This is a genomic window from Bradyrhizobium sp. USDA 4454, assembly GCF_054822705.1.
The window spans coordinates 6,306,371-6,330,514 of the sequence record NZ_JBTRCN010000001.1; the positions used below are offsets into that span (position 1 = coordinate 6,306,371).

The 24,144-nt window shown below is 64.6% G+C and carries 20 protein-coding genes; 3 read left to right on the plus strand and 17 right to left on the minus strand.

Going from position 1 to position 24,144, the window contains the following annotated elements; all coding sequences use genetic code 11:
* Positions 1 to 40: 40 nt before the first annotated feature.
* The 3 genes from ACVIW0_RS29285 (at position 41) to ACVIW0_RS29295 (ending at position 2,137) form a co-directional block, all read left to right on the plus strand.
* Positions 41 to 544 (plus strand): DUF1993 domain-containing protein, encoded by a 504-nt coding sequence (locus ACVIW0_RS29285; RefSeq protein WP_461355511.1) that lies wholly within the window; start codon positions 41 to 43, stop codon positions 542 to 544.
* 219 nt (positions 545 to 763) lie between these two features.
* Positions 764 to 946, plus strand: coding sequence for an SDR family oxidoreductase (locus ACVIW0_RS29290; protein WP_461355512.1), 183 nt, complete (start codon positions 764 to 766; stop codon positions 944 to 946).
* Between the two features lie 87 nt (positions 947 to 1,033).
* Positions 1,034 to 2,137, plus strand: a complete 1,104-nt coding sequence (locus tag ACVIW0_RS29295; RefSeq protein ID WP_461355513.1) for an alkene reductase — start codon at positions 1,034 to 1,036, stop codon at positions 2,135 to 2,137.
* A 164-nt stretch (positions 2,138 to 2,301) separates the two neighbouring features.
* Here the strand turns inward: ACVIW0_RS29295 and ACVIW0_RS29300 are convergent, their stop codons facing one another.
* From ACVIW0_RS29300 to ACVIW0_RS29380, 17 genes are all read right to left on the minus strand, one after another.
* A complete protein-coding gene (locus ACVIW0_RS29300; RefSeq protein ID WP_461357459.1) occupies positions 2,302 to 4,044 on the minus strand; it encodes an ABC transporter substrate-binding protein in 1,743 nt (580 codons plus the stop codon).
* 115 nt (positions 4,045 to 4,159) lie between these two features.
* Positions 4,160 to 4,486, minus strand: coding sequence for a DUF2160 domain-containing protein (locus tag ACVIW0_RS29305; RefSeq protein WP_461355514.1), 327 nt, complete (start codon positions 4,484 to 4,486; stop codon positions 4,160 to 4,162).
* Between the two features lie 190 nt (positions 4,487 to 4,676).
* A complete protein-coding gene (locus ACVIW0_RS29310) occupies positions 4,677 to 5,483 on the minus strand; it encodes a carbohydrate ABC transporter permease (RefSeq protein WP_438078536.1) in 807 nt (268 codons plus the stop codon).
* Positions 5,483 to 6,385, minus strand: a complete 903-nt coding sequence (locus ACVIW0_RS29315; RefSeq protein ID WP_461355515.1) for a carbohydrate ABC transporter permease — start codon at positions 6,383 to 6,385, stop codon at positions 5,483 to 5,485. The genes ACVIW0_RS29310 and ACVIW0_RS29315 overlap by 1 nt, the downstream gene beginning before the upstream one ends.
* On the minus strand, positions 6,385 to 7,470 hold the full coding sequence (locus tag ACVIW0_RS29320; protein ID WP_461355516.1) for an ABC transporter ATP-binding protein: 1,086 nt from the start codon (positions 7,468 to 7,470) through the stop codon (positions 6,385 to 6,387). The genes ACVIW0_RS29315 and ACVIW0_RS29320 overlap by 1 nt, the downstream gene beginning before the upstream one ends.
* Before the next feature lie 12 nt (positions 7,471 to 7,482).
* Positions 7,483 to 8,571: an ABC transporter ATP-binding protein gene (locus ACVIW0_RS29325; RefSeq protein ID WP_461355517.1), complete on the minus strand. Its 1,089-nt coding sequence runs from the start codon at positions 8,569 to 8,571 to the stop codon at positions 7,483 to 7,485.
* Complete coding sequence (glpD, locus tag ACVIW0_RS29330; RefSeq protein WP_461355518.1) at positions 8,568 to 10,112, minus strand: glycerol-3-phosphate dehydrogenase; 1,545 nt, start codon at positions 10,110 to 10,112, stop codon at positions 8,568 to 8,570. The genes ACVIW0_RS29325 and glpD overlap by 4 nt, the downstream gene beginning before the upstream one ends.
* Before the next feature lie 342 nt (positions 10,113 to 10,454).
* The gene (locus ACVIW0_RS29335) at positions 10,455 to 11,282 is read right to left on the minus strand and encodes a DeoR/GlpR family DNA-binding transcription regulator (RefSeq protein ID WP_456749687.1); all 828 of its coding nucleotides are present in this window, start codon (positions 11,280 to 11,282) and stop codon (positions 10,455 to 10,457) included.
* Between the two features lie 111 nt (positions 11,283 to 11,393).
* The gene (locus tag ACVIW0_RS29340) at positions 11,394 to 11,588 is read right to left on the minus strand and encodes a hypothetical protein (RefSeq protein ID WP_461355519.1); all 195 of its coding nucleotides are present in this window, start codon (positions 11,586 to 11,588) and stop codon (positions 11,394 to 11,396) included.
* A gap of 170 nt (positions 11,589 to 11,758) precedes the next feature.
* The gene (locus ACVIW0_RS29345; RefSeq protein ID WP_456756270.1) at positions 11,759 to 12,112 is read right to left on the minus strand and encodes an acyl-CoA thioesterase; all 354 of its coding nucleotides are present in this window, start codon (positions 12,110 to 12,112) and stop codon (positions 11,759 to 11,761) included.
* Positions 12,113 to 12,201: 89 nt separating this feature from the next.
* Positions 12,202 to 14,298 (minus strand): 3-hydroxyacyl-CoA dehydrogenase NAD-binding domain-containing protein, encoded by a 2,097-nt coding sequence (locus ACVIW0_RS29350; RefSeq protein WP_461355520.1) that lies wholly within the window; start codon positions 14,296 to 14,298, stop codon positions 12,202 to 12,204.
* Between the two features lie 2 nt (positions 14,299 to 14,300).
* Positions 14,301 to 15,584: an acetyl-CoA C-acetyltransferase gene (locus tag ACVIW0_RS29355; protein ID WP_461355521.1), complete on the minus strand. Its 1,284-nt coding sequence runs from the start codon at positions 15,582 to 15,584 to the stop codon at positions 14,301 to 14,303.
* A complete protein-coding gene (locus tag ACVIW0_RS29360) occupies positions 15,584 to 17,851 on the minus strand; it encodes an acyl-CoA dehydrogenase (RefSeq protein ID WP_461355522.1) in 2,268 nt (755 codons plus the stop codon). The genes ACVIW0_RS29355 and ACVIW0_RS29360 overlap by 1 nt, the downstream gene beginning before the upstream one ends.
* A gap of 217 nt (positions 17,852 to 18,068) precedes the next feature.
* The gene (locus ACVIW0_RS29365; RefSeq protein WP_461355523.1) at positions 18,069 to 19,313 is read right to left on the minus strand and encodes an SMP-30/gluconolactonase/LRE family protein; all 1,245 of its coding nucleotides are present in this window, start codon (positions 19,311 to 19,313) and stop codon (positions 18,069 to 18,071) included.
* Positions 19,314 to 19,510: 197 nt separating this feature from the next.
* A complete protein-coding gene (locus ACVIW0_RS29370) occupies positions 19,511 to 20,134 on the minus strand; it encodes a flavin reductase family protein (protein WP_461355524.1) in 624 nt (207 codons plus the stop codon).
* 135 nt (positions 20,135 to 20,269) lie between these two features.
* Complete coding sequence (locus ACVIW0_RS29375) at positions 20,270 to 20,878, minus strand: TetR/AcrR family transcriptional regulator (protein WP_461355525.1); 609 nt, start codon at positions 20,876 to 20,878, stop codon at positions 20,270 to 20,272.
* Positions 20,879 to 20,899: 21 nt separating this feature from the next.
* On the minus strand, positions 20,900 to 24,037 hold the full coding sequence (locus ACVIW0_RS29380; RefSeq protein WP_461355526.1) for an efflux RND transporter permease subunit: 3,138 nt from the start codon (positions 24,035 to 24,037) through the stop codon (positions 20,900 to 20,902).
* Between the last annotated feature and the right edge of the window lie 107 nt (positions 24,038 to 24,144).

The window sequence follows — 24,144 nt, forward strand, 5'->3', positions numbered from 1 at the left end:
TTCGGTAACATCCGGATTTCATCAAAATAGGGAGCATCACATGTCCTTTTATGACGCCGTCGTCCCGGCCTATTTGCAGATCCTCAACAGCCTCACCGGCGAGCTGACCAAGGCCGAGGCGCATTGCGAGGCCAAGAAGATCGCGCCCGAGGTGTTGCTGGGATCGCGGCTCTATCCGGACATGCTGCCGCTGGCCAAGCAGATCCAGCTGGTCTGCGACCATGCCTCCAGGGGTTGCGCGCGGCTGACCCACAGCGCGGTGCCGTCGACGCCCGACACCGAGACGACCTTCGGTGAACTGAAGCAGCGGCTGGCCAACACGATCAGCTATGTGAAGTCGTTCAAGCCGGAGCAGTTCGAGGGCGGCGAAGCCAAGGACGTCACCTTCCCGATCGGCCCCGAACGCACCATGACCTTGAAGGGCCAGCAATTCCTCAACGCATTCTCGTTCCCGAACTTCTACTTCCACGCCGTCACCGCGCACGGCATCCTGCGCCACAACGGCGTCGAGATCGGCAAGCGCGACTTCCTCGGCGTGAGCTGACGCGCTTAGCGCGTCATTCCGGGGCGACGCGCAGCATCGAACCCGGAATCCAGAGGTTATACGGCTCGAGATTCCGGGTTCTCGCTTCGCGAGCCCCGGAATGACGGGCTCCAATCAATATTCCCCGCCGCGGCATTTTCGCCCCACGCTCCCTGCCATGCTGCTGCTGCCTGACTCGCGAAAATCACGGCCGCCTCACCGGCCGGCACATCATCGCGGGTGGGCCGCGATGCCAGCCGCAGGCGGTCGGACCGCGCCGTGACAGTGCCTTTCGGCCGCCAGGGCACCGGCTGGGAGGTCGCCAATACTGCGCTGTTCCTGATTTCGAATGAATCCTCCTATGTGAACGCGCACACCTTGTTCCTCGATGCCGGCCACATGGGCGGGATCGTGCGTGGTTAGCCCGCACGGTACGCATGGCCCGGCCATTGCGCTTCTCGCCGCAATGCACAAGTCTGGTCCATCCGTCATTTCCTGGAACATTGCCTCATGAGCCAATCGACCAAACTTTTCGAGCCGTTCAAGCTTGGCCCCGTAACCCTGTCGAACCGCCTGGTGATGGCGCCGCTGACGCGCAACCGCGCACCGGCACCGAGCTTCGCGCCGGGTCCGCTCGCGGTGGACTATTACGGCCAGCGCGCCTCCGCTGGCCTTCTGATCACCGAAGCGAGCCAAGTCTCGCAGCAGGGCCAGGGCTATCAGGACACGCCCGGCATCTATTCGAAGGAGCAGATCGAGGCCTGGCGCAAGGTCACCGATCGCGTGCATGAGCGCGGCGGCCACATCTTCATCCAGCTATGGCATGTCGGCCGCATCTCGCATGTCGCGCTGCAGCCGAACGGCGGAGCACCGGTGGCGCCGAGCGCGATCCGCGCCAAGACCAAGACCTTCGTCAACGGCACCTTCGCCGACGTCTCCGAGCCGCGCGCGCTCGAGCTGTCGGAGATCCCGGGCATCATTGATGATTTCAAGCGCGGCACCGCGAACGCGATCGCCGCCGGCTTCGACGGCGTCGAGATCCACGGCGCCAACGGCTATCTGCTCGACCAGTTCGCCAAGGACGGCACCAACAAGCGCACCGACGCCTATGGCGGTTCGATCGAGAACCGCGCCAGGCTGATGCTGGAAGTGTCCAAGGCGGTTGTCGGCGAAGCCGGCGGCGATCGCACCGGCATCCGCATCTCGCCGGTGACGCCGGCCAACGACGTCTCCGATTCCAACCCGCAGCCGCTGTTCGACCACATCGTCGACCAGCTCAACGCGCTGAAGCTGACCTATATCCACGTCATCGAAGGCGCGACCGGCGGCCCGCGCGACAACGCGCCGTTCGACTACGCCTCGCTGCGCAAGCGCTTCAAGCAGACCTATATCGCCAACAACGGCTACGACTTCGCTCTCGCCGAGAAGGTGCTGGAGGCCGGTGCGGCCGACCTGATCGCGTTCGGCAAGCCGTTCATCTCCAACCCCGACCTGGTCGAGCGGTTGAAGGCCGGCGCTCCGCTCAACGAGTGGGACAAGGCGACCTTCTACGGCGGCGGTGCCAAGGGCTACACGGACTATCCGACGCTGAAGGCGACCGAAGCGGCGGAGTAACGGAGCCGATTCCTCATTACTGTCATTCCGGGGCGATGCGAAGCATCGAACCCGGAATCTCGAGATTCCGGGTCTGGTGCTTGCGCACCATCCCGGAATGACTTGGGAACGACAAAAGGCCGGGATCGCTCCCGGCCTTCTGCATTTTCGGATCGTGCTACGCCTTACTTGGCTTCGGCGCGCTTCGGCGGGTTGGCCGGCCACGACTTGATCAGCGTGTCGTAGTCGACGGTCTCGCCCTTCGGCTTCTCGTTCGCGAGCTTGCGCTGCGGAGCGATGGTGCCGTCCTTCTCGGCCTTCTTGTACCAGAACTCGGCGGTTTCCTTCTTGTTCAGCTTCGGTCCGCAGGCACCCTGCACACCAGACTTCTCAAGACGCTCCATCACCGAATCCTGGGCCGCGGCCAGCGCGTCCATCGCAGCTTGCGGCGTCTTGGTACCGGACGACGCATCGCCGATGTTCTGCCACCAGAGCTGCGCCAGCTTCGGATAGTCGGGCACGTTGTTGCCGGTCGGGGTCCACTGCACGCGGGCGGGCGAGCGGTAGAACTCGATCAGGCCGCCGAGCTTCGGCGCACGCTCGGTGAACGACTTGTCCCAGATATCGGACTCACGAATGAAGGTGAGGCCGACATGGCTCTTCTTCAGCGACACCGACTTGGAGATGATGAACTGCAGATAGAGCCAGGCTGCCTTGCGGCGATCCGGCGGGGTCGACTTCAGAAGCGTCACCGAGCCGGCGTCCTGGTAGCCGAGCTTCATGCCGTCCTTCCAGTAGGCGCCGTGCGGCGACGGAGCCATACGCCACTTGGGCGTACCGTCCGCGTTCATCACGGCGATGCCCGGCTTCACCATGTCGGCGGTGAAGGCGGTGTACCAGAAGATCTGCTGGGCGATATTGCCCTGCGCCGGCACCGGGCCTGCTTCCGAGAAGGTCATGCCCTGGGCCTGCGGCGGGGCATACTTCTTCAGCCAGTCGAGATACTTGGTGATCGAGTAGACCGCGGCCGGACCGTTGGTGTCGCCGCCACGCTCGACCGAGGAGCCGACCGGGCGGCAGCCTTCCATGCGGATGCCCCACTCGTCGACCGGCAGGCCGTTCGGGATGCCCTTGTCGCCGTTGCCGGCCATCGACAGCCAGGCGTCGGTGAACCGCCAGCCGAGCGAGGGATCCTTCTTGCCATAGTCCATATGGCCGTAGACCTTGACGCCGTTGATCTCCTTGATGTCGTTGGTGAAGAACTCGGCGATGTCCTCATAGGCCGACCAGTTCACGGGCACGCCGAGCTCGTAGCCATACTTGGCCTTGAACTTGGCCTTGTACTCGGGATTGGTGAACCAGTCGTAGCGGAACCAATAGAGGTTCGCGAACTGCTGGTCGGGCAGCTGGTAGAGCTTGCCGTCCGGCGCCGTGGTGAACGACTTGCCGATGAAGTCGTCGACGTCGAGCATCGGATCGGTGACGTCCTTGCCCTCACCCTTCATGTAGTCCGACAGGATGATGGTCTGGCCGTAGCGGAAGTGGGTGCCGATCAGGTCGGAATCGTTGATCCAGCCGTCATAGACGTTCTTGCCGGACTGCATCTGGGTCTGCAGCTTCTCGACGACGTCGCCTTCCTGGATGATGTCGTGCTTGAGCTTGATGCCGGTCAGTTCGGAGAACGCCTTCGCAAGCGTCTGCGATTCGTATTCGTGCGTCGTGATCGTTTCCGAGACGACGTTGATCTCCATGCCCTTGAACGGCTCGGCGGCCTTGGCGAACCATTCGAGCTCCTTCTTCTGGTCTTCCTTCGACAGCGTCGAAGGCTGGAATTCCGCGATCCACTTCTGGATCACGGCGTCGTCGGCCGCGCGGGCCGGCACGGCGATCGCGAGCGAGGCCGCGATCAGCGCGGCGGCGCTGGTCATAGTCAAAAGACTATCCTTTGTCGTTCTCAAATGTCGCATTATGATTCCTCCGGTTGCAGCGACAAACAAAACCCCAGGTCCGGGTAGACCCCGGATCTGCTCTTCTTCGCTTGCGTCAGACGGTGCGAAAGATCGCCACGGCTGAAAGAAGCGAAATCAGCGTTGCGAGCCACAGGCTCGAAATTTCCACACCCTCCCCAATCGGCAGGGTGAGGATCGGATCGGTGCCGACGAGGCCGATCCACACCAGGTGGATCACCGCCGCCAGCACCAGCGAAATGAACAAGCGATCGCCGCGCGTGGTCGGAATGCGCAGCACCCCGACCCGCTCGGCCTCGGGATAGGCAGCCGCGAGCCAGGTCATGACGCCGAGCGTCGAGGCCAGCAGCACGAAGAAGATCGCGGTCGGCAGCGTCCAGGCCATCCATGCGATGGATTCCATAGCTCAAATCCCTCCACACGATGCGGTGCGCTCCCTCTCCCATGGGGAGAGGGCTGGGGTGAGGGGGTACGGTCCATCGATCGAGCGGCACCCCTCACCCGGATTTGCCGCTTCGCGCCAAATCCGACCTCTCCCCTTGGGAGAGGTGAAGCGCGACGCCGAGATGGTGCCTGGTTGCTTCGTCATGACGCTAGACCCGGCCGAGCGCGAAGCCGCGCGCGATGTAGTTGCGGACGAACCAGATCACCAGCGCGCCCGGAATGATGGTGAGCACGCCGGCGGCGGCGAGCAGGCCCCAGTCCATGCCCGCGGCCGAGACCGTGCGCGTCATGATCGCCGCGATCGGCTTGGCCTGCACCGAGGTCAGCGTGCGCGCCAGCAGCAGCTCGACCCAGGAGAACATGAAGCAGAAGAAGGCCGCGACGCCGATGCCGCTCGCGATCAGCGGCACCAGGATCTTGATGAAGAAGCGCGGGAACGAATAGCCGTCGAGAAAGGCGGTCTCGTCGATCTCGCGCGGCACGCCGGAGACGAAGCCTTCGAGGATCCACACCGCCAGCGGCACGTTGAAGATGCAATGCGCCAGCGCGACCGCCCACGGCGTATCGAACAGGCTGATCGCCGAATACAGGTTGAAGAACGGCAGCGCGTAGACTGCCGCCGGCGCCATGCGGTTCGACAGCAGCCAGAAGAACAGGTGCTTGTCGCCGAGGAAACGGTAGCGCGAGAACGCATAGGCCGCCGGCAGCGCCACCGCGATCGAGATGATGGTGTTGAGCACGACATATTCGAGCGAATTGATGTAGCCCGAATACCAGCTCTCGTCGGTGAAGATGCGCTTGTAGTGCTGCAGCGTCGGGGTATGCGGCCACAGCGTCATCGTCGAGACGATCTCGGCGTTGGTCTTGAAGCTCATGTTGACCAGCCAGTAGATCGGCAACAGCAGGAAGATCAGGAACAGCGCCATGATCAGGCGGCGGCCGGGGATCGAATGCATCACGCGGCTCCTTCCTTGACCGGGCGCTCGGAGCCGGCATTGACCATCACGGTGTAGAACACCCAGCACACGATCAGGATGATCAGATTGTAGACCAGCGACAATGCCGCGGCCTTGCCGAGGTCGAACTGGCCGAGCGCGATCTTGACCAGCTCGATCGACACGAAGGTGGTGGAATTGCCCGGACCGCCGCCGGTGACCACGAACGGCTCGGTGTAGATCATGAAACTATCCATGAAGCGCAGCAGCACCGCGATCAGGAGCACGCGGTTCATCTTCGGCAGCTGGATCGCCTTGAACACTGCCCAGCGCGAGGCGCCGTCGATCTGCGCCGCCTGGTAATAGGCGTCGGGGATCGACTTCAGGCCGGCGTAGCACAGCAGCGCGACCAAGCTGGTCCAGTGCCAGACGTCCATCACGATGACCGTGACCCAGGCGTCGACCTCATTGGACACGTAGTTATAGTTGAAGCCGAGATGGTTCAGCACATAGCCGAGCAGGCCGATATCGGGCCGGCCGAAGATCTGCCAGATGGTGCCGACCACGTTCCACGGAATCAGAAGCGGCAGCGCGAGGATGACGAGGCAGGCTGCGACGCTCCAGCCCTCGCGCGGCATCGACAGCGCGACGACGATACCGAGCGGCACCTCGATCGCCAGGATCACGGCTGAGAAGAACAAATTGCGGCCGAGCGAGGCCAGGAAGCGGCCACCGAGATCGGTCGAGGGATCGAGCAGCTCCTTGAACCAGCCGACGCCGTTCCAGAAGAACTGGTTGTTGCCGAAGGTGTCCTGCATCGAATAGTTCACGACGGTCATCAGCGGCAGCACCGCCGAGAACGCCACGACCAGGAACACCGGCAGCACCAGGAACCAGGCTTTTTGGTTGATGGTCTTGTCCATCAGGCGATCCCTTCCACCAAATGGCTGTCGGCATAGACGTGAACGTAGGCTGGATTGAAGATCAGGCCGGCGGTATCGCCGGAGACCGAGAAGCCCGGCGGCACGCGCGCCGCGAGTTTGGTGTTGCCGACCCGAACGCGGGCGAACTGGATCCGGCCGAGATCGTCGATCCGCTCGATCTTCGCCGACAGCAGCCCCGAGGCGGGCGCCGCGACATCGACGAATTCAGGCCGCACGCCGATCTCGATCTTCGCAGCCTTCGGCAGCACACCATAGTTGCGATGCAGGCCGATGACATGGCCGTCGATCCGCGCCTCGTGCCCCGAGACCTCGGCAGGCACGATGTTCATGCCGGGCGAGCCGATGAAATAGCCGACGAAAGTGTGCTGCGGCTTGTCGAACAATTCGGCCGGCGTGCCGCTCTGCACCACGCGGCCGTCATGCATGACGACGACGGTATCGGCGAAGGTCAGCGCTTCGGTCTGGTCGTGGGTGACGTAGATCATCGTGAGGTCGAGCTCGCGATGCAGCGCCTTCAGTTTGGAGCGCAACTGCCATTTCAGCTCGGGATCGATCACCGTCAGCGGCTCGTCGAACAGCACGGCGGCGACGTCGGAGCGCACCAGGCCGCGGCCGAGCGAGATCTTCTGCTTGGCGTCGGCGGTGAGCCGCGTCGCCTTGCGGTTCAGATGCGGCGTGAGGTCGAGCAGGTCGGCGATCTGCCTGACCCGGGCATCGACCTCGGCCTTGGCGACGCCGCGGTTCTTCAGCGGGAAGGCCAGGTTCTCGCCGACCGTCATGGTGTCGTAGATCACCGGGAACTGGAACACCTGCGCGATGTTGCGCTTCTGCGTCGACAGCGGCGTGATGTCACGGCCGTCGAACAGGATCTGGCCGCGCGACGGCGTCACGATGCCGGAAATCAGATTGAGCAGCGTGGTCTTGCCGCAGCCGGACGGCCCGAGCAGCGCATAGGCGCCGCCCTGCCGCCAGGTCATGGTGACCGGCTTCAGCGCGAAGGACTCCAGCGGCGCGTCATTGCCGTTGTAGGACTGCGCGAGGTCGACGAGGTCAATGCGGGCCATGAAGCATCTCCCTCACTTCGAGAAATTGGTTGCGGGTGAAGCGACGAGGCGATCGGCCGCGTCGAACACGAAGATGTCGTCGGGATCGAGCGCGGCGTCGAGCACCTGCCCAGGTTCATATTCATGCACGCCATGCAGCACCGCGACCCAGTTCGAGTCATGGACATGGACATGCACGAAGCTCTCCGACCCGGTGATCTCGGTCACCGTCACGGTGGCGGAAAATTTGTGGCGGCCGGCCGCGGCGCTGCCGACCTCGAGCTGGTGCGCGCGGAAACCGGTCCGGTAGACGCCGTCGGGCAGACCGGCATAGAGCCCGGTCGCAGGCGCCTGCTCGCCGCCGGCATAGATCACGAGGTCGCCCTTCTTCTCGATACCGATGACGTTGAGCGGCGGATCGGAGAACACCTGCGCGACGCGCAGCGTGCCGGGGTGGCGGTAGACCTGCGGCGTCGCGCCGATCTGCAGCGCCTGGCCTTCCCACATGCAGACGGTGTCGCCGCCGAGCAGCAGCGCTTCCGACGGTTCGGTGGTGGCATAGACGAAGATCGCGCCCGAGGCCTCGAAGATTCGCGGCAGCTCGGCGCGCAGCTCCTCGCGCAGCTTGTAATCGAGGTTGGCGAGCGGCTCGTCGAGCAGCACGAGGTCGGCGCCCTTGACCAGCGCGCGCGCGATCGCGGTACGCTGCTGCTGGCCGCCGGAGAGTTGCAGCGGCGTGCGCTTCAGGAAGGGCTCGAGCCGCAGCAGGGCGGCCGCCTCCGCCACCCGCTTCTCGATCTCGGCCTTGGGCTTGCCCTGTACGCGCAACGGCGAAGCGATGTTCTCGTAGACCGTCAGCGAGGGATAGTTGATGAACTGCTGATAGACCATCGCGACCGAGCGCTGCCGCACGTCGGCGCCGGTGACGTCCTTGCCGTCGACCAGCACGCGGCCGGAGGCCGGCTTGTCGAGGCCGGCGAGCAGCCGCATGATCGAGGTCTTGCCCGACAGCGTCGGCCCGAGCAGCACACTGAGCGTGCCACGCTCCAGCGTCAGCGACACATCGCGGATGGTCGGAACGCCATCCACGGTGCGCGTGACATTCTGCAGTGTAACGCTCATGCCCGTCCTCCCGCTTCGCGGAGGGGGCGTTCACCGGACACGCGATTGGCGGCCATCCACTCGTCGAGCGCGGCGATTTCACCCGCCGTCATCCGCAAGCCCAGCTTCGATCGTCGCCAGACGACATCGTCCGCAGTCCGAGCCCATTCGTTTGCCATCAGGTACCGGACTTCACTTTCCGTCAAGGTGGCGCCGAAGGATCGGCCGAGATCGGCTGCCGATGCTGCATTGCCCAAGAGTTTGCTGGCGCGCGTGCCGTAGGCATGCGCGAGACGATTGGCGTGCGACGGCGCGAGGAACGGATAATTGCGCACCAGTTCGGCGCTCAGCGCGGCGACCGCCGACACGTCCATGTCGCCGCCGGGCAGCGGCGCCTTGCCGGTCCAGCCTTCCTGCGCCTTGGTGCCGCGGAGATAGGGCGACAGCCGCTCCAGCGCCTCTTCGGAGAGGCGGCGATACGTCGTGATCTTGCCGCCGTAGATCGAGAGCAGCGGCGCACCGCCGGGCGTATCGAGCTCGAACACATAGTCGCGGGTCGCGGCCTTGGCCTCGCTCGCGCCATCGTCATAGAGCGGACGTACGCCGGAGTAATTCCAGACCACGTCCTCGGGCTTCACCGGCTTGGCGAGATACTCGCTGGCGGAGGCGCAGAGATACGCGATCTCCTCCTGCGTCGCCTTCACCTTGGCCGGATCGCCGTCATAGTCGCGATCGGTGGTGCCGATCAGCGAGAAGTCGTTCTGATAGGGGATCACGAAGATGATGCGGCCGTCGGCGTTCTGGAAGATGTAGGCGCGGTCGTGATCGTAGAGCTTGGGCACCACGATGTGCGAGCCCTGCACCAGCCGCACCTTGGCGCGCGCATTGACGCCGACGCCTGACGCCAGCACCTGTTCGACCCAGGGACCCCCGGCATTGACCAGCACGCGGGCCTTGATCGTCTCGCGCGAACCGTTGGTCGTGTCCTCGACCGTGACGTGCCAGATGCCGTCGACCTGCCTGATCTCGACCGCGCGGGTGCGGGTGCGGATCTCGGCGCCGCGATCGGCGGCATCGCGCGCGGTCAGCGCCACCAGCCGCGCGTCGTCGACGAAGCAGTCGGAATATTCGAAACCCTTGGTGTAGCGGCCCGGGATCAGCGGCTTGCCGACCACGTCGCGCGACAGATCGAGCGAGCGCGTCGCGGGCAGCAGGTGCCGGCCGCCGATATGATCGTAGAGAAAGAGGCCGAGCCGCAGCAGCCAGGCCGGACGCAGCCCTGCGTGGTGCGGCAAGACGAAACGCAGCGGCCGAATGATGTGGGGCGCGATCTGCCAGAGGATCTCGCGCTCGATCAGCGCCTCGCGCACCAAACGAAACTCGTAATATTCGAGATAGCGCAGACCGCCATGCACGAGCTTGGTCGACCAGGACGACGTCCCGCTAGCCAAGTCATTCATTTCACAAAGGAAAACGGAGTTACCCCGGCCCGCCGCATCGCGCGCGATGCCGCAGCCATTAACGCCGCCTCCGATGATGGCGAGCTCGTAAATTCGATCCAAAGAACGCTTCCCCCGGCAACCGCCTTCGCTTTGACGGTTTTACTTTCGGATTGGAGTAGATCACAACCAAAAACGAAAGCAAAGCGAAAACAGGGAACTTTAGCTGGGGATTTTTTGGGCGGAATGCTCGCGACAGGGGCAGGGTCCAGAGTCTCTCGCCGTCATGCGCCAAGACTTGCCTGACCCGTCACCCTTGAGGAGCCGCGCAGCGGCGTCTCGAAGGGTGCACGGCCCCACTGGCCGTCGACCCTTCGAGACGGGCTATGCGCTCCTCAGGGTGACCGGTCTGATAGTTCAGGGTGACGGGTCTGATGGCGAAAACTTCGATCAGAGAGTTTGGAACTACGCGCTGCGCAGCGTTGCCGGTGCCGCGTCTGCGTTGTCGTCGATATCGACGGCCGGCTTGTCCATCGCGACGACCACTTCGATCCCGCGGCTGTGGCAGATATTGGCGAGGCCCGCGGGCAGCGGTGAATCGGTGACGAAGGTCTGGATCTGGCTCATATGCGCGATGCGCACCGGCGCGCTGCGGCGGAGCTTGGTCGCATCCGACACCAGCATGACGTTGCGCGCATTGGCGATGATCGCCTGCGCGACCTGCACCTCGCGATAGTCGAAGTCGAGCAGCGCGCCCTCCTCGTCGATCGCCGATGCGCCGATGATGGCGTAATCGACCTTGAACTGGCCGATCAGCTGAGTCGCGGTGGAGCCGACCACGGCACCGTCGGCGCGGCGCACCGTGCCGCCGGCAACCACCACCTCGATGCGCGGATGGCGGTACAGCAGCATCGCGACATTGAGGTTGTTGGTGATGACGAGCAGGTCCTCATGCGAGGTCAGCGCGCTCGCGACCTCTTCCGTCGTGGTGCCGATGTTGATGAACAGCGAGCAGCCGTTCGGTATCCGCGCCGCCGCGGCGGCGCCGATCGCCTTCTTCTCCTCGGCGGCGACGAAGCGGCGCGCCTCATAGGCGAGGTTCTCGACACCGGAGGCAATGATCGCGCCGCCATGGATTCGGGTCAGCGAGCGCTCGTCGCAGAGATCGTTGAGGTCCTTGCGGATGGTCTGCGCCGACACCTCGAATCGCTTGGCGAGGTCTTCGACCATGACCCGGCCGAAAGCGCGCGCGATGTTGAGGATTTCAGTCTGGCGGTGGGAGAGTCCGGCCACGGCGGCCCCCTTGAAACGGCGATCCGCCCATGGTGCGACCGTTCGGCGCGGAGGTCAACGTGCGGGGAACCGGCGCGGCCGCGGCAGAGTCATTGCGCCGCAGCGTAGCGGCTACGACGCCAGTTGCAACCTGTCGCCGGCGAGGAGCCGGCGCGCCGCGCGCTCGGCCTCACGCGCGTTGCGGAAGATATGGCCCTCAAGCCGGGAAAAAAGTTGCGATGCAGCAAAGAACTGATAGCCGCGTTTATCGCGCACCACGATACCCGCGGTCTTCGAACTCACTTCGATCACGTAACTGTCGGACATTGTTAGCCTCGGTTCTTATTCCGGGCCGATAACCGAGGCGATACGGATTTGTTCCTGGTCGCTGCTGCGGCGCCATGCGCTGCGGCGTAATAGTTCTGAGGCGATCCAATACTGCCTTCAGTCCTGATTTGGCGGGGTCGTGTGGATGAGTCGGCGTCCCCTGGACCGCGTCACGTGGCGATCGTCGCACCATCGCGCTGGATCGGCTGCGGATGGCCCTGGTCGTCGATCGAGACGTAGGTGAAATTGCCGTCGGTGACGAGGATCGATTGCTGCTCGCGGCGGCGCAGCACCCAGGCTTCGAGATGCACTGTGATCGAGGTGCGGCCGACGCGCACCAGGTTGGCGTGCACCGACACGAGGTCGCCGACATAGACGGCCTTGCGAAAATTCATCGCCTCGATCGCAACCGTCACGGTGCGGGACTTCGCAACCTTGCCCGCGAACACGCCGCCGCCGAGGTCCATCTGGCTCAGCAGCCAGCCGCCGAAGATATCGCCATTGGCGTTGGTGTCGGCCGGCATCGCCAGCGTGCGGATGCAGAGATCGCCCAGCGGCTCGTTGCCGCTGATCGGCGGCGCATGAACATGCGTGCCAGTCGCTTGCGAGTCAGTCACTTGAAAGCCTCCCAGCCTGGATCCGGCGCAAAGCGTCCGCCGAACTTGCGCATCAGCGTCTGCATCGTCGACACGACATCATCGACGCCGCGGCTGCGCGCATAGTTGAGCGGGCCGCCGCGGAACGGGGCATAGCCGGTGCCAAAGATCATCGCGCCGTCAACCATGTCGGCATTGTCGACGATGCCTTCGCGCAAGGCGGCGACGCAGACATTCGAGATCGGCAGCACCAGGCGGTCGATCATCTCGTCGCTGACCTTCGGGCCGGTCTCCGGCAACGGCGCCTTCTCCGCCTTGCCGTCCTTCCAGGTGTAGAAACCCTTGCCGGTCTTGCGGCCAAGCTCACCCTTGGCGACCTTCTCGCGCAGCCAAGCCGGCGTCGGCGGCAAGGCGTCGCCGAACTTCGAGCGCAGCATGTCGCCGACATCGAGGCAGATATCGAGGCCGACCTGGTCGGCAAGCTCGATCGGGCCCATCGGCATGCCGAACTCGATCGCCGCCGCATCGATCAGGCGCTGGTCGGTCTTCTCGTCCAGCATCATCATCGCTTCCAGCATGTAGGGCGTCAGCGCGCGGTTGACGAGGAAGCCCGGCGAGCTCTTCACCGGCAGCGGCAGGCGATCGATGGCCCCGACAAAGGCCAGCGCCTGCTTCAGCATCGCGGCATCGGTGCCGTCATGGCTGACCACTTCGACGAGCTGCAGCCGCGACACCGGATTGAAGAAGTGCAGGCCGAGCAGCCGCTCCGGTCGTGCCAGCGTGGTGCGCAGATCCTGCAGCGGTATGCTCGAGGTGTTGGTTGCAAGGATCGCGCCCTGTTTCATCTTCGGCTCCAGCGAGGCATAGACTTTCTGCTTCAGCTCGAGCTTTTCTGGCACCGCCTCGATGATCACATCCGCATTGCGGACGCCCTCGCCGTCCATATCGGGGATCAGCCGGTCCAGCGCGTCGCGCTGGTCGATCTTCTTGCGCATGATCTTGCCGAATAAATCCGCGGCGCGCTTCATCGCGCCCGCGATCGGCTCGGCCTTCATATCGGCGAGTGTGACCCGCATGTCCTGGTTGGCGCACCAGGCCGCGATATCGCCGCCCATTGCGCCGGCGCCGATGACATGGACGTGCGCAACCTTGTTGCCGGAGCCTGCCACCTTCTTCATCTGCTCGCGCAGGAAGAACACGCGGATCAAATTCTGCGCTGATGGCGTCACCATCAGATTGGCGAACGAGGCCTTCTCCGCATTCAGCATCGCCGAGCGGTTGCCGGCGTGCTTTTCCCAGAGATCGATCAGCGCATAGGGCGCCGGATAATGCTTGCGCGGCGCCGCCTTCCCGGCCTCGTTGCGCATCCGCGAGGCGAGAAAGCCCCTGACCGGAGCAAGATTGAGCAGCGTATTGAGCGCGCCGGGCCTGGCGCGCTTGAGACGGCCGAACACCGCATCCTTCACCGCGTTGCGGACATGGCGCTCCTGCGTCACGGCATCGACCAGGCCGAGCGACTTGGCGCGGCGCGCATCGATCGTCTTGCCGGTCAGCATCAGGGTCATCGCCTGCATCGGATTGACCAGCTCGGTGAGGCGCACCGTGCCGCCGAGGCCGGGATGCAGGCCGAGCATCACCTCGGGGAAACCGAACCGGGCATCGTCGATCGCGATCCGCATCTGGCAGGCCAGCGCGACCTCGAGGCCGCCACCGAGGCAGAAGCCGTGAATGACCGCGACCGAGGGCACACGCAACGCCTCGAGCCGATCGATCACCGCATGCGCGCGTCCGATCGCGGTCTCGACTGCGCTGGAATCGGTGGCGCCGCGAAACTCGTTGACGTCGGCACCGGCGATGAAGCCGCTTTTTTTCGCCGAGCGCACCACGAGGCCGGTCGGCCGCTGGGTCTCCAGCGCCGTGACGATGGCATCGAGCTCCTCGAGCAGGTCGGCGGACAGCGTGTTGGCGCTGGCGCCGGCGCGGTCGAACAGCAGCCAGGCAATGCCGTCCTCGTCGCGCGTCAGCTTGAAATTCCTGTACGGGCTGTCCGCGGCCGGGGTCGGCCCCAGCTCGGGCACGCGGTCGGCGAGAAGGTCCATGATCCGTGAATCCATGATCACACCGTCTCGATCAACATCGCGCCGCCCTGCCCGCCACCGATGCATTCGGTGGCGACGCCGCGTCTGGTGCCGAGCCGCTTCATTGCATTGACCAGATGCAGCACGATGCGGTTGCCGCTGCAGCCTACGGGATGGCCGAGGCTGATCGCGCCGCCGTCGACGTTCAACTTGGCGCGGTCGATCTCGCCGGCCGCGCCGTCGAGCCCGAGGATCTCGCGGCAGAATTTTTCATCGTTCCAGGCTGCAAGACAGCCGAGCACCTGCGTCGCAAAGGCCTCGTTGAGCTCCCAGGTCTCGACATCCTGCAGGGTCATGCTGTTGCGCTTGAGTAGTGCGCTCGCCGACAGCACCGGACCAAGCCCCATGATCGAGGGATCGAGCGCCGACCACTGGCTGTCGAGGATGACGGCCTTCGGCGTCAGCCCGTGCTTTGCGACCGCCGTCTCCGACGCCAGGATCACCCAGGAGGCTCCATCGGTGATCTGCGAGGAATTGCCGGCGGTGACCTGGCCCCACGGACGCTCGAACACCGGCTTCAGCTTGGCCAGCGTCTCCGGTGAGGAATCCGGGCGAACGCCGTCGTCAAAATCGTAGAACTTGCCGTCGCGCGAGAACGCGGTCTCGACCTCGCCCTTCAGAAAACCCTGCTTCTGCGCGTTGGCGAGCCGCTGATGGCTCTCGGCGGCGTAGGCATCGGACTGCGCGCGGGTGATGCCGAAGAGATGGCCGACCTTCTCGGCGGTCTGCCCCATATTGAGCTCGGTGATCGGGTCGGTCAGCCCACGCTCCAGCCCGATGATCGGCTTGAAGTAGCTCGGCTTCACCTTCAGCGCCGCGGCGATCTTGGCGCCCAACCCCTTGGCTCCGGCAAAGCCGGCAAACCAGCGCACGCCGGAATTCGGCCAGACCAGCGGCGCGTGGCTCAACGCTTCGGCGCCGCCGGCAAGGATCAGATCGGAGATGCCCTCGCGGATGTAGCGATAGCCGGTGTCGATCGACTGCATGCCGGAGCCGCAATTGATCTGCACCGTGAAGGCGACCATCTGCTCGCCCATGCCGAGCCGCAGCGCCGCGATCCGCGCCGGGTTCATCTCGTCGGCGATCACGTTGACGCAGCCGAGGATCACCTGGTCGAAGGCAGTGGGTGCGAAGGGTTGCCGGGCCAGCAGCGGCCGGCCGCATTGCACGGCGAGATCCACGGGAGTGAACGGGCCGGGACCGGAGCGCGCCTTCAGGAACGGCGTCCGGCTGCCGTCGACGATAAAGACTGGTCGCGCCATCAGCTCGCCGCCCTCTGCTCACCAAGCTCCTGGAAGAACTGATGCACGTCGGCGGATTTCTTGTAAATCGGGGACAACGCCTCCGGCGCAAAATCATCGACCTCGATGACTTTTGTGACGGCCTCGTGCGCGGCGGCGAGCTTCTCGCCGTCGGCCTCGGTGATGACGCCTTTCTTCACGCCTTCCCTCCAGTCATGCAGTCGCGCCGCGCGCAGCTGCCTGGCCGCGTCCTCGGCCTCGGTGACGAGACGGAAGGCCTTTTCGAGCCGCGCAATGCCGCCGTCGTCCTCGACAAAGGCGAGGTCCGGCGTCAGGCGGTCGCGCGCCGCTGAGGGCGACAGCACGAGCTGCGCGCAGAGATGCACGACGCGATCCGACGGACCGGTGACGCGGGCGCCGAACGGCTGGATCAGGAATTTCAGCAGCCATGCCACCGGCCGGTTCGGCAAGTTCGCGAGGATTTCGGCAAAGCGGTTCTCGATGGTCTTGAAGCCGGATGCCATGCACCATTCGAGCGCGGGCAGATCCTCCTTCTGTCGTCCCTCGTCCTGCCAGCGCTTCAGCGCGGCAGAGAGCAGATAGAGTTCGGAGAGGATGTCGCCGAAGCGCGCCGAGAGCATTTCCTTGCGCTTCAGCGCGCCGCCGAGGGTGAGCAGCGCCATGTCGGCGCACAGCGCGAACGCCGACGAGTAGCGCGAGAGCTGGCGATAGAATTCCGTCGCATCGCCGGCATCCGGCGCCGGGGCGAACAAGCCGAAGCTCCAGTTGCGGCCCCAGGCGCGGAACATGGTCGCAAAGCTGTGACCGACGTGCTTCCAGAATGCGGTGTCGAACGCAGTCAGGCCCTTGTCGCGATCGGGCTCGCCGAGCGCGTTCATTTCCTGCAACAGAAAGGGATGCGCGCGGATCGCGCCCTGCCCGAACACGATCAGATTGCGGGTCAGGACGTTGGCGCCCTCGACCGTGATGCCGACCGGCACCGAGCGGTAGAGTCCGCCGAGATAATTCTGCGGTCCGTCGATGACGGCCTTGCCGCCATGGATGTCCATGGCGTCGTCGATCGCGATCCGCATCCGCTCGGTGGCGTGCAGCTTCATGATCCCCGAGATGACGGCGGGATGATGCCCCTCGTTCAGCGCCGCGCAGGTCAGCCGCCGCGCGGCGTCGAGCAGATAGGAGGTCGCAGCGATCCGCGCCAGCGGCTCCTCGATGCCTTCGAATTTCGAGATCGAAATGCCGAACTGCTCGCGGATGCGGGCATAGGCGCCGGTGGTGCGCGCGGCATAGGCGGCACCCGCGGCCGACAGCGACGGCAGCGAGATGCCGCGGCCGGCAGCAAGCGCCGTCATCAGCATCTTCCAGCCCTGGCCGAGCCGCTCCTTGCCGCCGATGATGTAGTCGAGCGGGATGAAGACATCCTTGCCCCAGTTCGGGCCGTTCTGGAACACCTGCATCGCCGGCAGATGCCGATGGCCGATCGAGACTCCGGGCAGATGGGTCGGGATCAGCGCGACTGTGATGCCGAGTTCGTCCTGATTGCCGACGAGGTGATCGGGGTCATAGGCCTTGAAGGCAAGACCGAGCAGCGTCGCGACCGGGCCAAGCGTGATGTAGCGCTTGTGCCAGTTCAGCTTGAGCCCGATCACCTCGCGGCCTTCGAAATTGCCCTTGCAGATGATGCCGCTGTCGATCATCGAGGCGGCATCCGAGCCGGCCTCCGGGCTGGTGAGGCCGAAGCAGGGAATGTCCTGGCCGGAGGCAAGCCGCGGCAGCCATTTGTCCTGTTGCTCCCGTGTGCCGAAGCGCATCAACAGTTCGCCCGGCCCAAGCGAGTTCGGCACCATCACGGTGACGGCTGCGGTCAGCGAGCGCGACGAGATCTTGCGCACCACTTCGGAATGCGCGTAGGGCGAGAAGCCGAGGCCGCCGAATTCCTTGGGGATGATCATGCCGAAGAATTTCTTGGCCTTGATGAAGGCCCAGACCTCGGGCGGCAGATCGCGCCATTCCCAGTTGATCTTCCACTCGTCGAGCATGGTGCAGAGCTCGTCGACCGGACCGTGCAGGAAGGCGGTCTCCTCGTCGGTCAGTCTGGCCGGCGCGAACGCCAGCAATTTCGACCAGTCGGGATTGCCAGTGAAGAGATCGGCGTCCCACCAGAGGTCGCCGGCTTCCAGTGCCTCGCGCTCGGTGTCCGACATCGTCGGCAGCACGCCGCGCGCCCAGGAGAAGATCGGCTTTGTAATATAGTCGCGGCGGAAGCTCATGGCGGGTCCTCATGAAACGGCGGCGCGGATAGGTGACCTTATCGGAAAGTGCCGTTCACCGGTGAACACTTCGCTGTTCAAATAAAGCGAAATTGACGCGGCCCAGCCGCCGTTTGTTAACGGCAGGCCGCGCGTTCAGTTCCGAAAGCTGAGCTGCGACAAAGAGGTAGCGGGAGGATGGCGCCGGCAGATCGTGCCGGCGCCCTGCATGCGCGTGCTAGGCGGGTCCTGCCCCCTGGGTCGCGGTATAGACCGCGTAGAGCGACTGGCTTGCGGCCATGAACAGGCGGTTGCGCTTGGGACCGCCGAAGGTGATGTTGCCGCAGACCTCAGGCAGCCGGATGCGGCCGAGCAGCTTGCCGTCCGGCGACCACACCGTCACGCCGTTGTAGCCGACCGCGCGGCCGGCATTGCTCGAACACCAGACATTGCCGTTGACGTCGCAGCGGATGCCGTCCGGTCCGCACTTCACGCCGTCGATCGTGAAATCGCTGAACCGCTTGCCGTTGGAGAGCTTGTTGTCGGCGCCGACATCGAACACGAAGACGTCGCCCTTGCCGCCCGCGCCGGTATCGCCCGGTCCCTTGCCGGTCGAGACCACGTAGAGCTTCTTGTAGTCGGGCGAGAAGCAGAGGCCGTTCGGGTCCGGCACCTGGTCCTCGCTGACCACGAGATCGACGCGGCCGGAGGGATCGATGCGATAGCAATTGGTCGGCAGCTCGCGCTTGGCCGGCACGAAGCCCGCCGGCTGGCCGATCCGCGGATTGAGCTTGCCGGCGGAGTTGCTCGGGCCGCCGGCCGCATCCGGCTCGCCCTCATAGAGCTGGCCGCCATAGGGCGGATCGGTGAACCAGTAGCTGCCGTCGGGATGCGCGACGATATCGTTCGGCGAGTTCAGCCGCTTGCCTTGATAGTTGTCGGCAAGCACCGTCGCGGTGCCGTCATTTTCGTAACGCGTGACGCGGCGGGTGAGATGTTCGCAGGACAATTGGCGGCCTTGGAAGTCGAACGAATTGCCGTTCGAGTAGTTCGACGGCGTCCGGAACACGCTGACATGGCCGTCATCCTCCGACCAGCGCATCTGGCGGTTGTTCGGGATGTCGCTCCAGAGGAGATAGCGGCCCTGCGAACTCCATGCCGGGCCCTCCGCCCATAGCAGCCCGGTGTGGAGACGCTTGATCGACGTGTTGGGCTGGGCCAGATCGTTGAAGGACGGATCGACTGCGATGATGTCCGGGTCCCAGAAATAGGTGGTCGGCGCACCCCGCGGGCTGAAGTCGCGCGGCGGGCTGGTGATCGTGGTCGGCGGCCCGACCGGAGCCGGTGGGTTCTGGGCCAGTGCGCTGCCGACGCCGGCTGCGGCAGCGGCCGCCCCGGCCGCAAGCCCCTGGACAAGTGTTCGTCGTGAAACGTTCGGATCGCGCCGGTCTTCTTTCTGACCGCTCTGCTCGTGACGCGTCATCGCATCCTCCCACTCTGTTGGCCGGCCGTTGATCCGGCCTGGCGCGCGGGAGGTTAGACTGCTCGCCCCGAGGTTGCGAGTGACCGTTTTTCATCACCACGGGCGGAAATTTCACATTGTTGTGGTGCCGCGTGGTTCCACGAACTCGTCATGCCCGGCGGCATGACGAAATACTGGCAGTGGCAAAAACGAGAGACCTAATCCGGCCGGATCATCTCGAACATGTTTTCCGGCTTGATCTCGAAATAGTCGCCTCTCCGCCCGGCGCGGACGATCGGGTGCGCGAGACCGGTCTGGTAGACGCCGTCCTTGATGAAGGCCTTGTCGATATGGACCGCGACGACCTCGCCGAGCGTCAGCCAGGCCTCGGCCTTCTTGCCGTCGGCGCCCTGGAGCTGGATGATCTGGCTGACCTTGCATTCGAACGACACCGGACTCTCGGCGACGCGCGGCACATTGACGAGCTTGCCGGGTACCTGCGTCAGACCCGCGAGCTTGAACTCGTCGACATCGCGCGCGACATGCGCGGCGGTCGCGTTCATGTGCCTGGCCAGATCCATCGTCGCCAGATTCCAGACGAACTCGCCGGTGTCCTTGATGTTGGCGACGCTGTCCTTCCAGTTGGTGGAGGAGAAGCCGATGATCGGCGGCACGTAGCAGAAGGCGTTGAAGAAGCTGTAGGGCGCGAGGTTGACGTTGCCGCCCGCGTCACGCGACGAGATCCAGCCGATCGGCCGCGGCGCCACGATGGCGTTGAACGGATCGTGCTTCAGGCCATGGCCGTTCTTCGGCTCGTAGAAATGCAGGTCTTTGTCGGTCACGGGGGAATCTCTCCGTCTTCATTCCGGGATGGTCCGTGAGGACCAGACCCGGAATCTCGGGATTCCGGGTTCGATGCTTACGCATCGCCCCGGAATGACGACGGAGTCAACTGACGAAAATGTCAGCCCTGGCGCTCAATGGGCGCGGGCGCGCGGCGACAGGCCGGCGATCACGAAATCGATCATCTGGTCGATGGTCGGGCCCGGCTTGGTCGCGCATTGCGCGATCATCTGCGGGTGGAAGAACCGCATCATCGCCGTGCAAGCGCAGAGCGCCGCGACCTCAAGGTCCCCGACCTCGAACTCACCCGAGGCCACGCCCTGCGCGATCACCTCGCCGATAGTCTGGCCGATCAGTTGCATGTGGGCGACGCAGACGTCCCAATCCTCCTGCATCGCGACCTCGACCATCTCGTGCAGCTTGGAATCAGCGACATAGCGCTCGGTGTTCATCCGATTGATGGTCGTCATCATCTGGCGCAGGCGCGCCGCCGCCGGCCCTTCCGACCGGGCGATGCGCTGCGCCTCGACCTCGACCCCGCCCATCAGGGTGCGTGCCACGCCCTCGTGGATCGACTTCTTCGAATCGAAGAAGCGGTACACGTTGGCGGGGCTCATCCGCAGCTCTTTGGCGATGTCGGCGACCGTGGTCTTCTGGTAGCCGATCTGCCGGAACAAGCGCTCCGCCACCACGAGAATCCGTTCGCGGGTGTCGGTTTCGCTATGTTCCGAGATCAATGTCATGTTGGCCTGCTCAATCTTCAATTATTCGGCCGCCTCAGCAAGCGGAAATGCGGGTTCTCCCTGACCCGCATGCTGCGGCGCAGTATCGGTTTGCTCGGGGCCGCTCTCCTCGAGGGTCTTGCGGAACCAGAGGGCGTAAAGGCCCGGCAGATACAGCAAGGTCAGGAAAGTCGCAACAAACAAACCGCCCATGATGGTGATCGCCATCGGGCCCCAGAACGCCGAGCGCGACAGCGGGATCATGGCGAGGATGGCCGCGAGTGCGGTCAGCACCACCGGCCGGGCGCGCCGGACGGTGGCCTCGACGATCGCCTCGCGCCGGGTCAGGCCGGAGGCCACGTCGCTCTCGATCTGATCGACCAGGATCACCGTGTTGCGCATGATCATGCCGGCGAGCGCGATCAGGCCGAGCAGCGCCACGAAGCCGAACGGCTGGTTGGCGACATTGAGCCCCAGCGAGGCCCCGACGATGCCGAGCGGCGCGGTCAGGAACACCAAGGTCAGGCGCGAGAAGCTCTGCAGCTGGATCATCAGGAGCGTCAGCATCACCATCACCATCACAGGGAAGAGGATGAAGATCGACGCATTGCCCTTGGCGGATTCCTCGAACGCCCCACCCGGCTCGATCCGGTAGGCCGGCTCGAGATGGGCCTGGATATCCCTGAGCTTCGGCGAGATCTGGTTGGTGACGTCGGGCGCCTGCACGCCGTCGACCACATCCGAGCGCACCGTGATCGCCATGTCGCGGTTGCGCCGCCACAGGATCGGCTCCTCATGCGCATATTCGATTTTCGCAATTTGCTGCAGCGGGACCGCCACACCATTGCGTGACGTGATGGTGAGATCGCCGACCCGGCCGAGATCGAGCCGCTCGGACGGCACCGCGCGGGCGACCACGCCGACCTTCTCGATGCCGTCGCGGATCGTAGTGACCGGCGCGCCCGAGATCAGCATCGCCAGCGCCTGCGAGACGTCCTGCGGGGTCAGGCCGAGCGCGCGCGCCCGATCCTGGTCGACGGCGAGCTTCAGGTAGGGCGACTGCTCGTTCCAGTCGAGCTGAACGTCCTTGACGTTCTTGTTCTGACGCATGACGTCGCGGACCTGGTAGGCGATGTCGCGCACCTTGTTGGCGTCGGGCCCGATCACGCGGAACTGGACCGGGAAGCCGACCGGCGGACCGAAGTTGAAGCGGTCGACCCGGACCCGCGCCTCGTTCAACGCGCCATCGGCGGCGGCCTGCTCGATCTTCGCCTTGACGCGCTCGCGGGCGTCGACGTTCTTGGCGAGGATCACGATCTCGGCGAATGCCTCGTTGGGCAGCTGCGGGTTGAGGCCGAGCCAGAAGCGCGGCGAGCCCTGGCCGACATAGGCGGTGTAGGTCTGGATGTCCTGGTCGTCCTTCAAGAGCGCTTCGGCCTTCTTCACCGCCTTTTCGGTGACGTTGAAGGCAGTGCCTTCCGGCAGGCGCAGTTGCAGGAACAGCTCGGGCCGCTCCGACAGCGGGAAGAACTGCTGCTGGACGTGGCCGAAGCCCACGATCGCGGCGACGAACACGCCGACCGTCGCGACCACCACCTTGATGCGGTGATCGACGCACCACTGCACCACGCTGCGCAAGGCCCGATACATCCGCGTCTCGTAGATCGCGTGCGGATCGTGGTTCTGATGCACCTTGATGTTGGGCAGCAGCTTGACGCCGATATAGGGCGTGAAGATCACCGCGACGAACCAGGAGGCAACCAGCGCGATCGCCACGATCCAGAAGATGCCGCCGGCATATTCGCCGACCGCCGAATTGGCAAAGCCGATGGGGAGGAAGCCAGCGGCCGTGACCAGCGTCCCCGTGAGCATCGGAAACGCAGTCGATTCCCAGGCAAAGGACGCCGCCTTCATGCGGTCCCAGCCCTGCTCCATTTTCACCACCATCATCTCGACCGCGATGATGGCGTCGTCGACCAGAAGGCCGAGCGCGATGATCAGCGCGCCGAGCGTGATGCGGTGCAGGTCCAGCGACATCGCGTTCATCACGATGAAGACGATGCCGAGCACCAGCGGCACCGACAGTGCCACTACGATGCCGGTGCGCCAGCCGAGCGCGACGAATGAGACGAACAGCACGATCGCGAGCGCCTCGACGAACGAGTGCACGAACTCGCCGACGGCGTGCTCGACCACTTTGGGCTGGTCGGCGATCTGCTGGATGTCGATGCCCTGCGGCACCGCCTTCAGGAATTCGGCGGTGGCCTGCTGGACCTGCTTGCCGAGCTCCAGGATGTTGGCGCCCTTGGTGGTGACGACGCCGATGCCGAGCGCGGGCTTGCCTTCCTGACGCACCTTGAAGCTCGGCGGATCGACATAGCCGTGGCTCACGGTTGCGATATCGCCGAGCCGGAACACGCGGCCGTTGCTCTCGACCGGGGTTTCGGAAACCGCCTTGACGCCGTCAAGCGCGCCGGTGACGCGCAGCGGCACGCGCTGCGAGGAGGTCTCGACCGTGCCGGCCGGCGTGACGTTGTTCTGCTTGGCGAGCGAATCGAACAGTGCCTGGGGCGTGATGCCGAGCGTCGCCAGCTTGGCATGCGAGAACTCGACGAAGATGCGCTCGTCCTGGATGCCGTACAGGTCGATCTTGGTGACGCCGGGCACCTTCAGCAGGCGCTGGCGGAAACCTTCCGCGACCTTCTTGAGCTGCGCATAGTCGGCGCCGTCGCCCGTCATCATATAGAGAATCGAATCGACGTCGGAGAACTCGTCGTTGACCACGGGACCGAGGATGCCGGACGGCAGATCGCCCTGCGCGTCGGCGAGCTTCTTGCGCAGCAGATAGAAGTAATAGGGCACGTCCTTCGGCGAGGTCGAATCCTTGAAGGAGACCTGCATCGCGGTGAAGCCCGGCTTGGAATAGGTCTGCACCTTGTCGAAGAACGGCAGCTCCTGCAGCTTCTTCTCGACCGGATCGGCGACCTGCATCTGCATTTCCTGCGAGGTCGCGCCCGGCCACATCACCGAGACGTTCACCACCTTGACGGTGAAGAACGGGTCCTCGGCGCGGCCGAGCTTCTCATAGGAGAAGAAGCCGGCGACGCCGAGGATGATCATCAGGAACAGTACCAGCGTCGGATGGCTGACCGCCCAGGCCGAAAGGTTGAAGCGCTTCATCGAACTCTCCAGGTCCAAATCGTCTCGACTTCAATCGTCATTGCGAGCGAAGCGAAGCAATCCATTCCTCAGCATGTGGCGACGTGGATTGCTTCGTCGCTTCAGCG

Coding starts and splice junctions, on each gene's coding strand:
- ACVIW0_RS29380 (WP_461355526.1), bottom strand. CDS start 24,037: ATGAAGCGCTTCAACCTTTCGGCCTGGGCGGTCAGCCATCCGACGCTG.
- ACVIW0_RS29365 (WP_461355523.1), bottom strand. CDS start 19,313: ATGACGCGTCACGAGCAGAGCGGTCAGAAAGAAGACCGGCGCGATCCG.
- ACVIW0_RS29360 (WP_461355522.1), bottom strand. CDS start 17,851: ATGAGCTTCCGCCGCGACTATATTACAAAGCCGATCTTCTCCTGGGCG.
- ACVIW0_RS29295 (WP_461355513.1), top strand. CDS start 1,034: ATGAGCCAATCGACCAAACTTTTCGAGCCGTTCAAGCTTGGCCCCGTA.
- ACVIW0_RS29320 (WP_461355516.1), bottom strand. CDS start 7,470: ATGGCCCGCATTGACCTCGTCGACCTCGCGCAGTCCTACAACGGCAAT.
- ACVIW0_RS29325 (WP_461355517.1), bottom strand. CDS start 8,571: ATGAGCGTTACACTGCAGAATGTCACGCGCACCGTGGATGGCGTTCCG.
- ACVIW0_RS29305 (WP_461355514.1), bottom strand. CDS start 4,486: ATGGAATCCATCGCATGGATGGCCTGGACGCTGCCGACCGCGATCTTC.
- ACVIW0_RS29345 (WP_456756270.1), bottom strand. CDS start 12,112: ATGCCGGCCGACACCAACGCCAATGGCGATATCTTCGGCGGCTGGCTG.
- ACVIW0_RS29300 (WP_461357459.1), bottom strand. CDS start 4,044: ATGACCAGCGCCGCCGCGCTGATCGCGGCCTCGCTCGCGATCGCCGTG.
- ACVIW0_RS29355 (WP_461355521.1), bottom strand. CDS start 15,584: ATGGCGCGACCAGTCTTTATCGTCGACGGCAGCCGGACGCCGTTCCTG.
- ACVIW0_RS29315 (WP_461355515.1), bottom strand. CDS start 6,385: ATGGACAAGACCATCAACCAAAAAGCCTGGTTCCTGGTGCTGCCGGTG.
- ACVIW0_RS29340 (WP_461355519.1), bottom strand. CDS start 11,588: ATGTCCGACAGTTACGTGATCGAAGTGAGTTCGAAGACCGCGGGTATC.
- ACVIW0_RS29285 (WP_461355511.1), top strand. CDS start 41: ATGTCCTTTTATGACGCCGTCGTCCCGGCCTATTTGCAGATCCTCAAC.
- ACVIW0_RS29375 (WP_461355525.1), bottom strand. CDS start 20,878: ATGACATTGATCTCGGAACATAGCGAAACCGACACCCGCGAACGGATT.
- ACVIW0_RS29350 (WP_461355520.1), bottom strand. CDS start 14,298: ATGGATTCACGGATCATGGACCTTCTCGCCGACCGCGTGCCCGAGCTG.
- ACVIW0_RS29310 (WP_438078536.1), bottom strand. CDS start 5,483: ATGCATTCGATCCCCGGCCGCCGCCTGATCATGGCGCTGTTCCTGATC.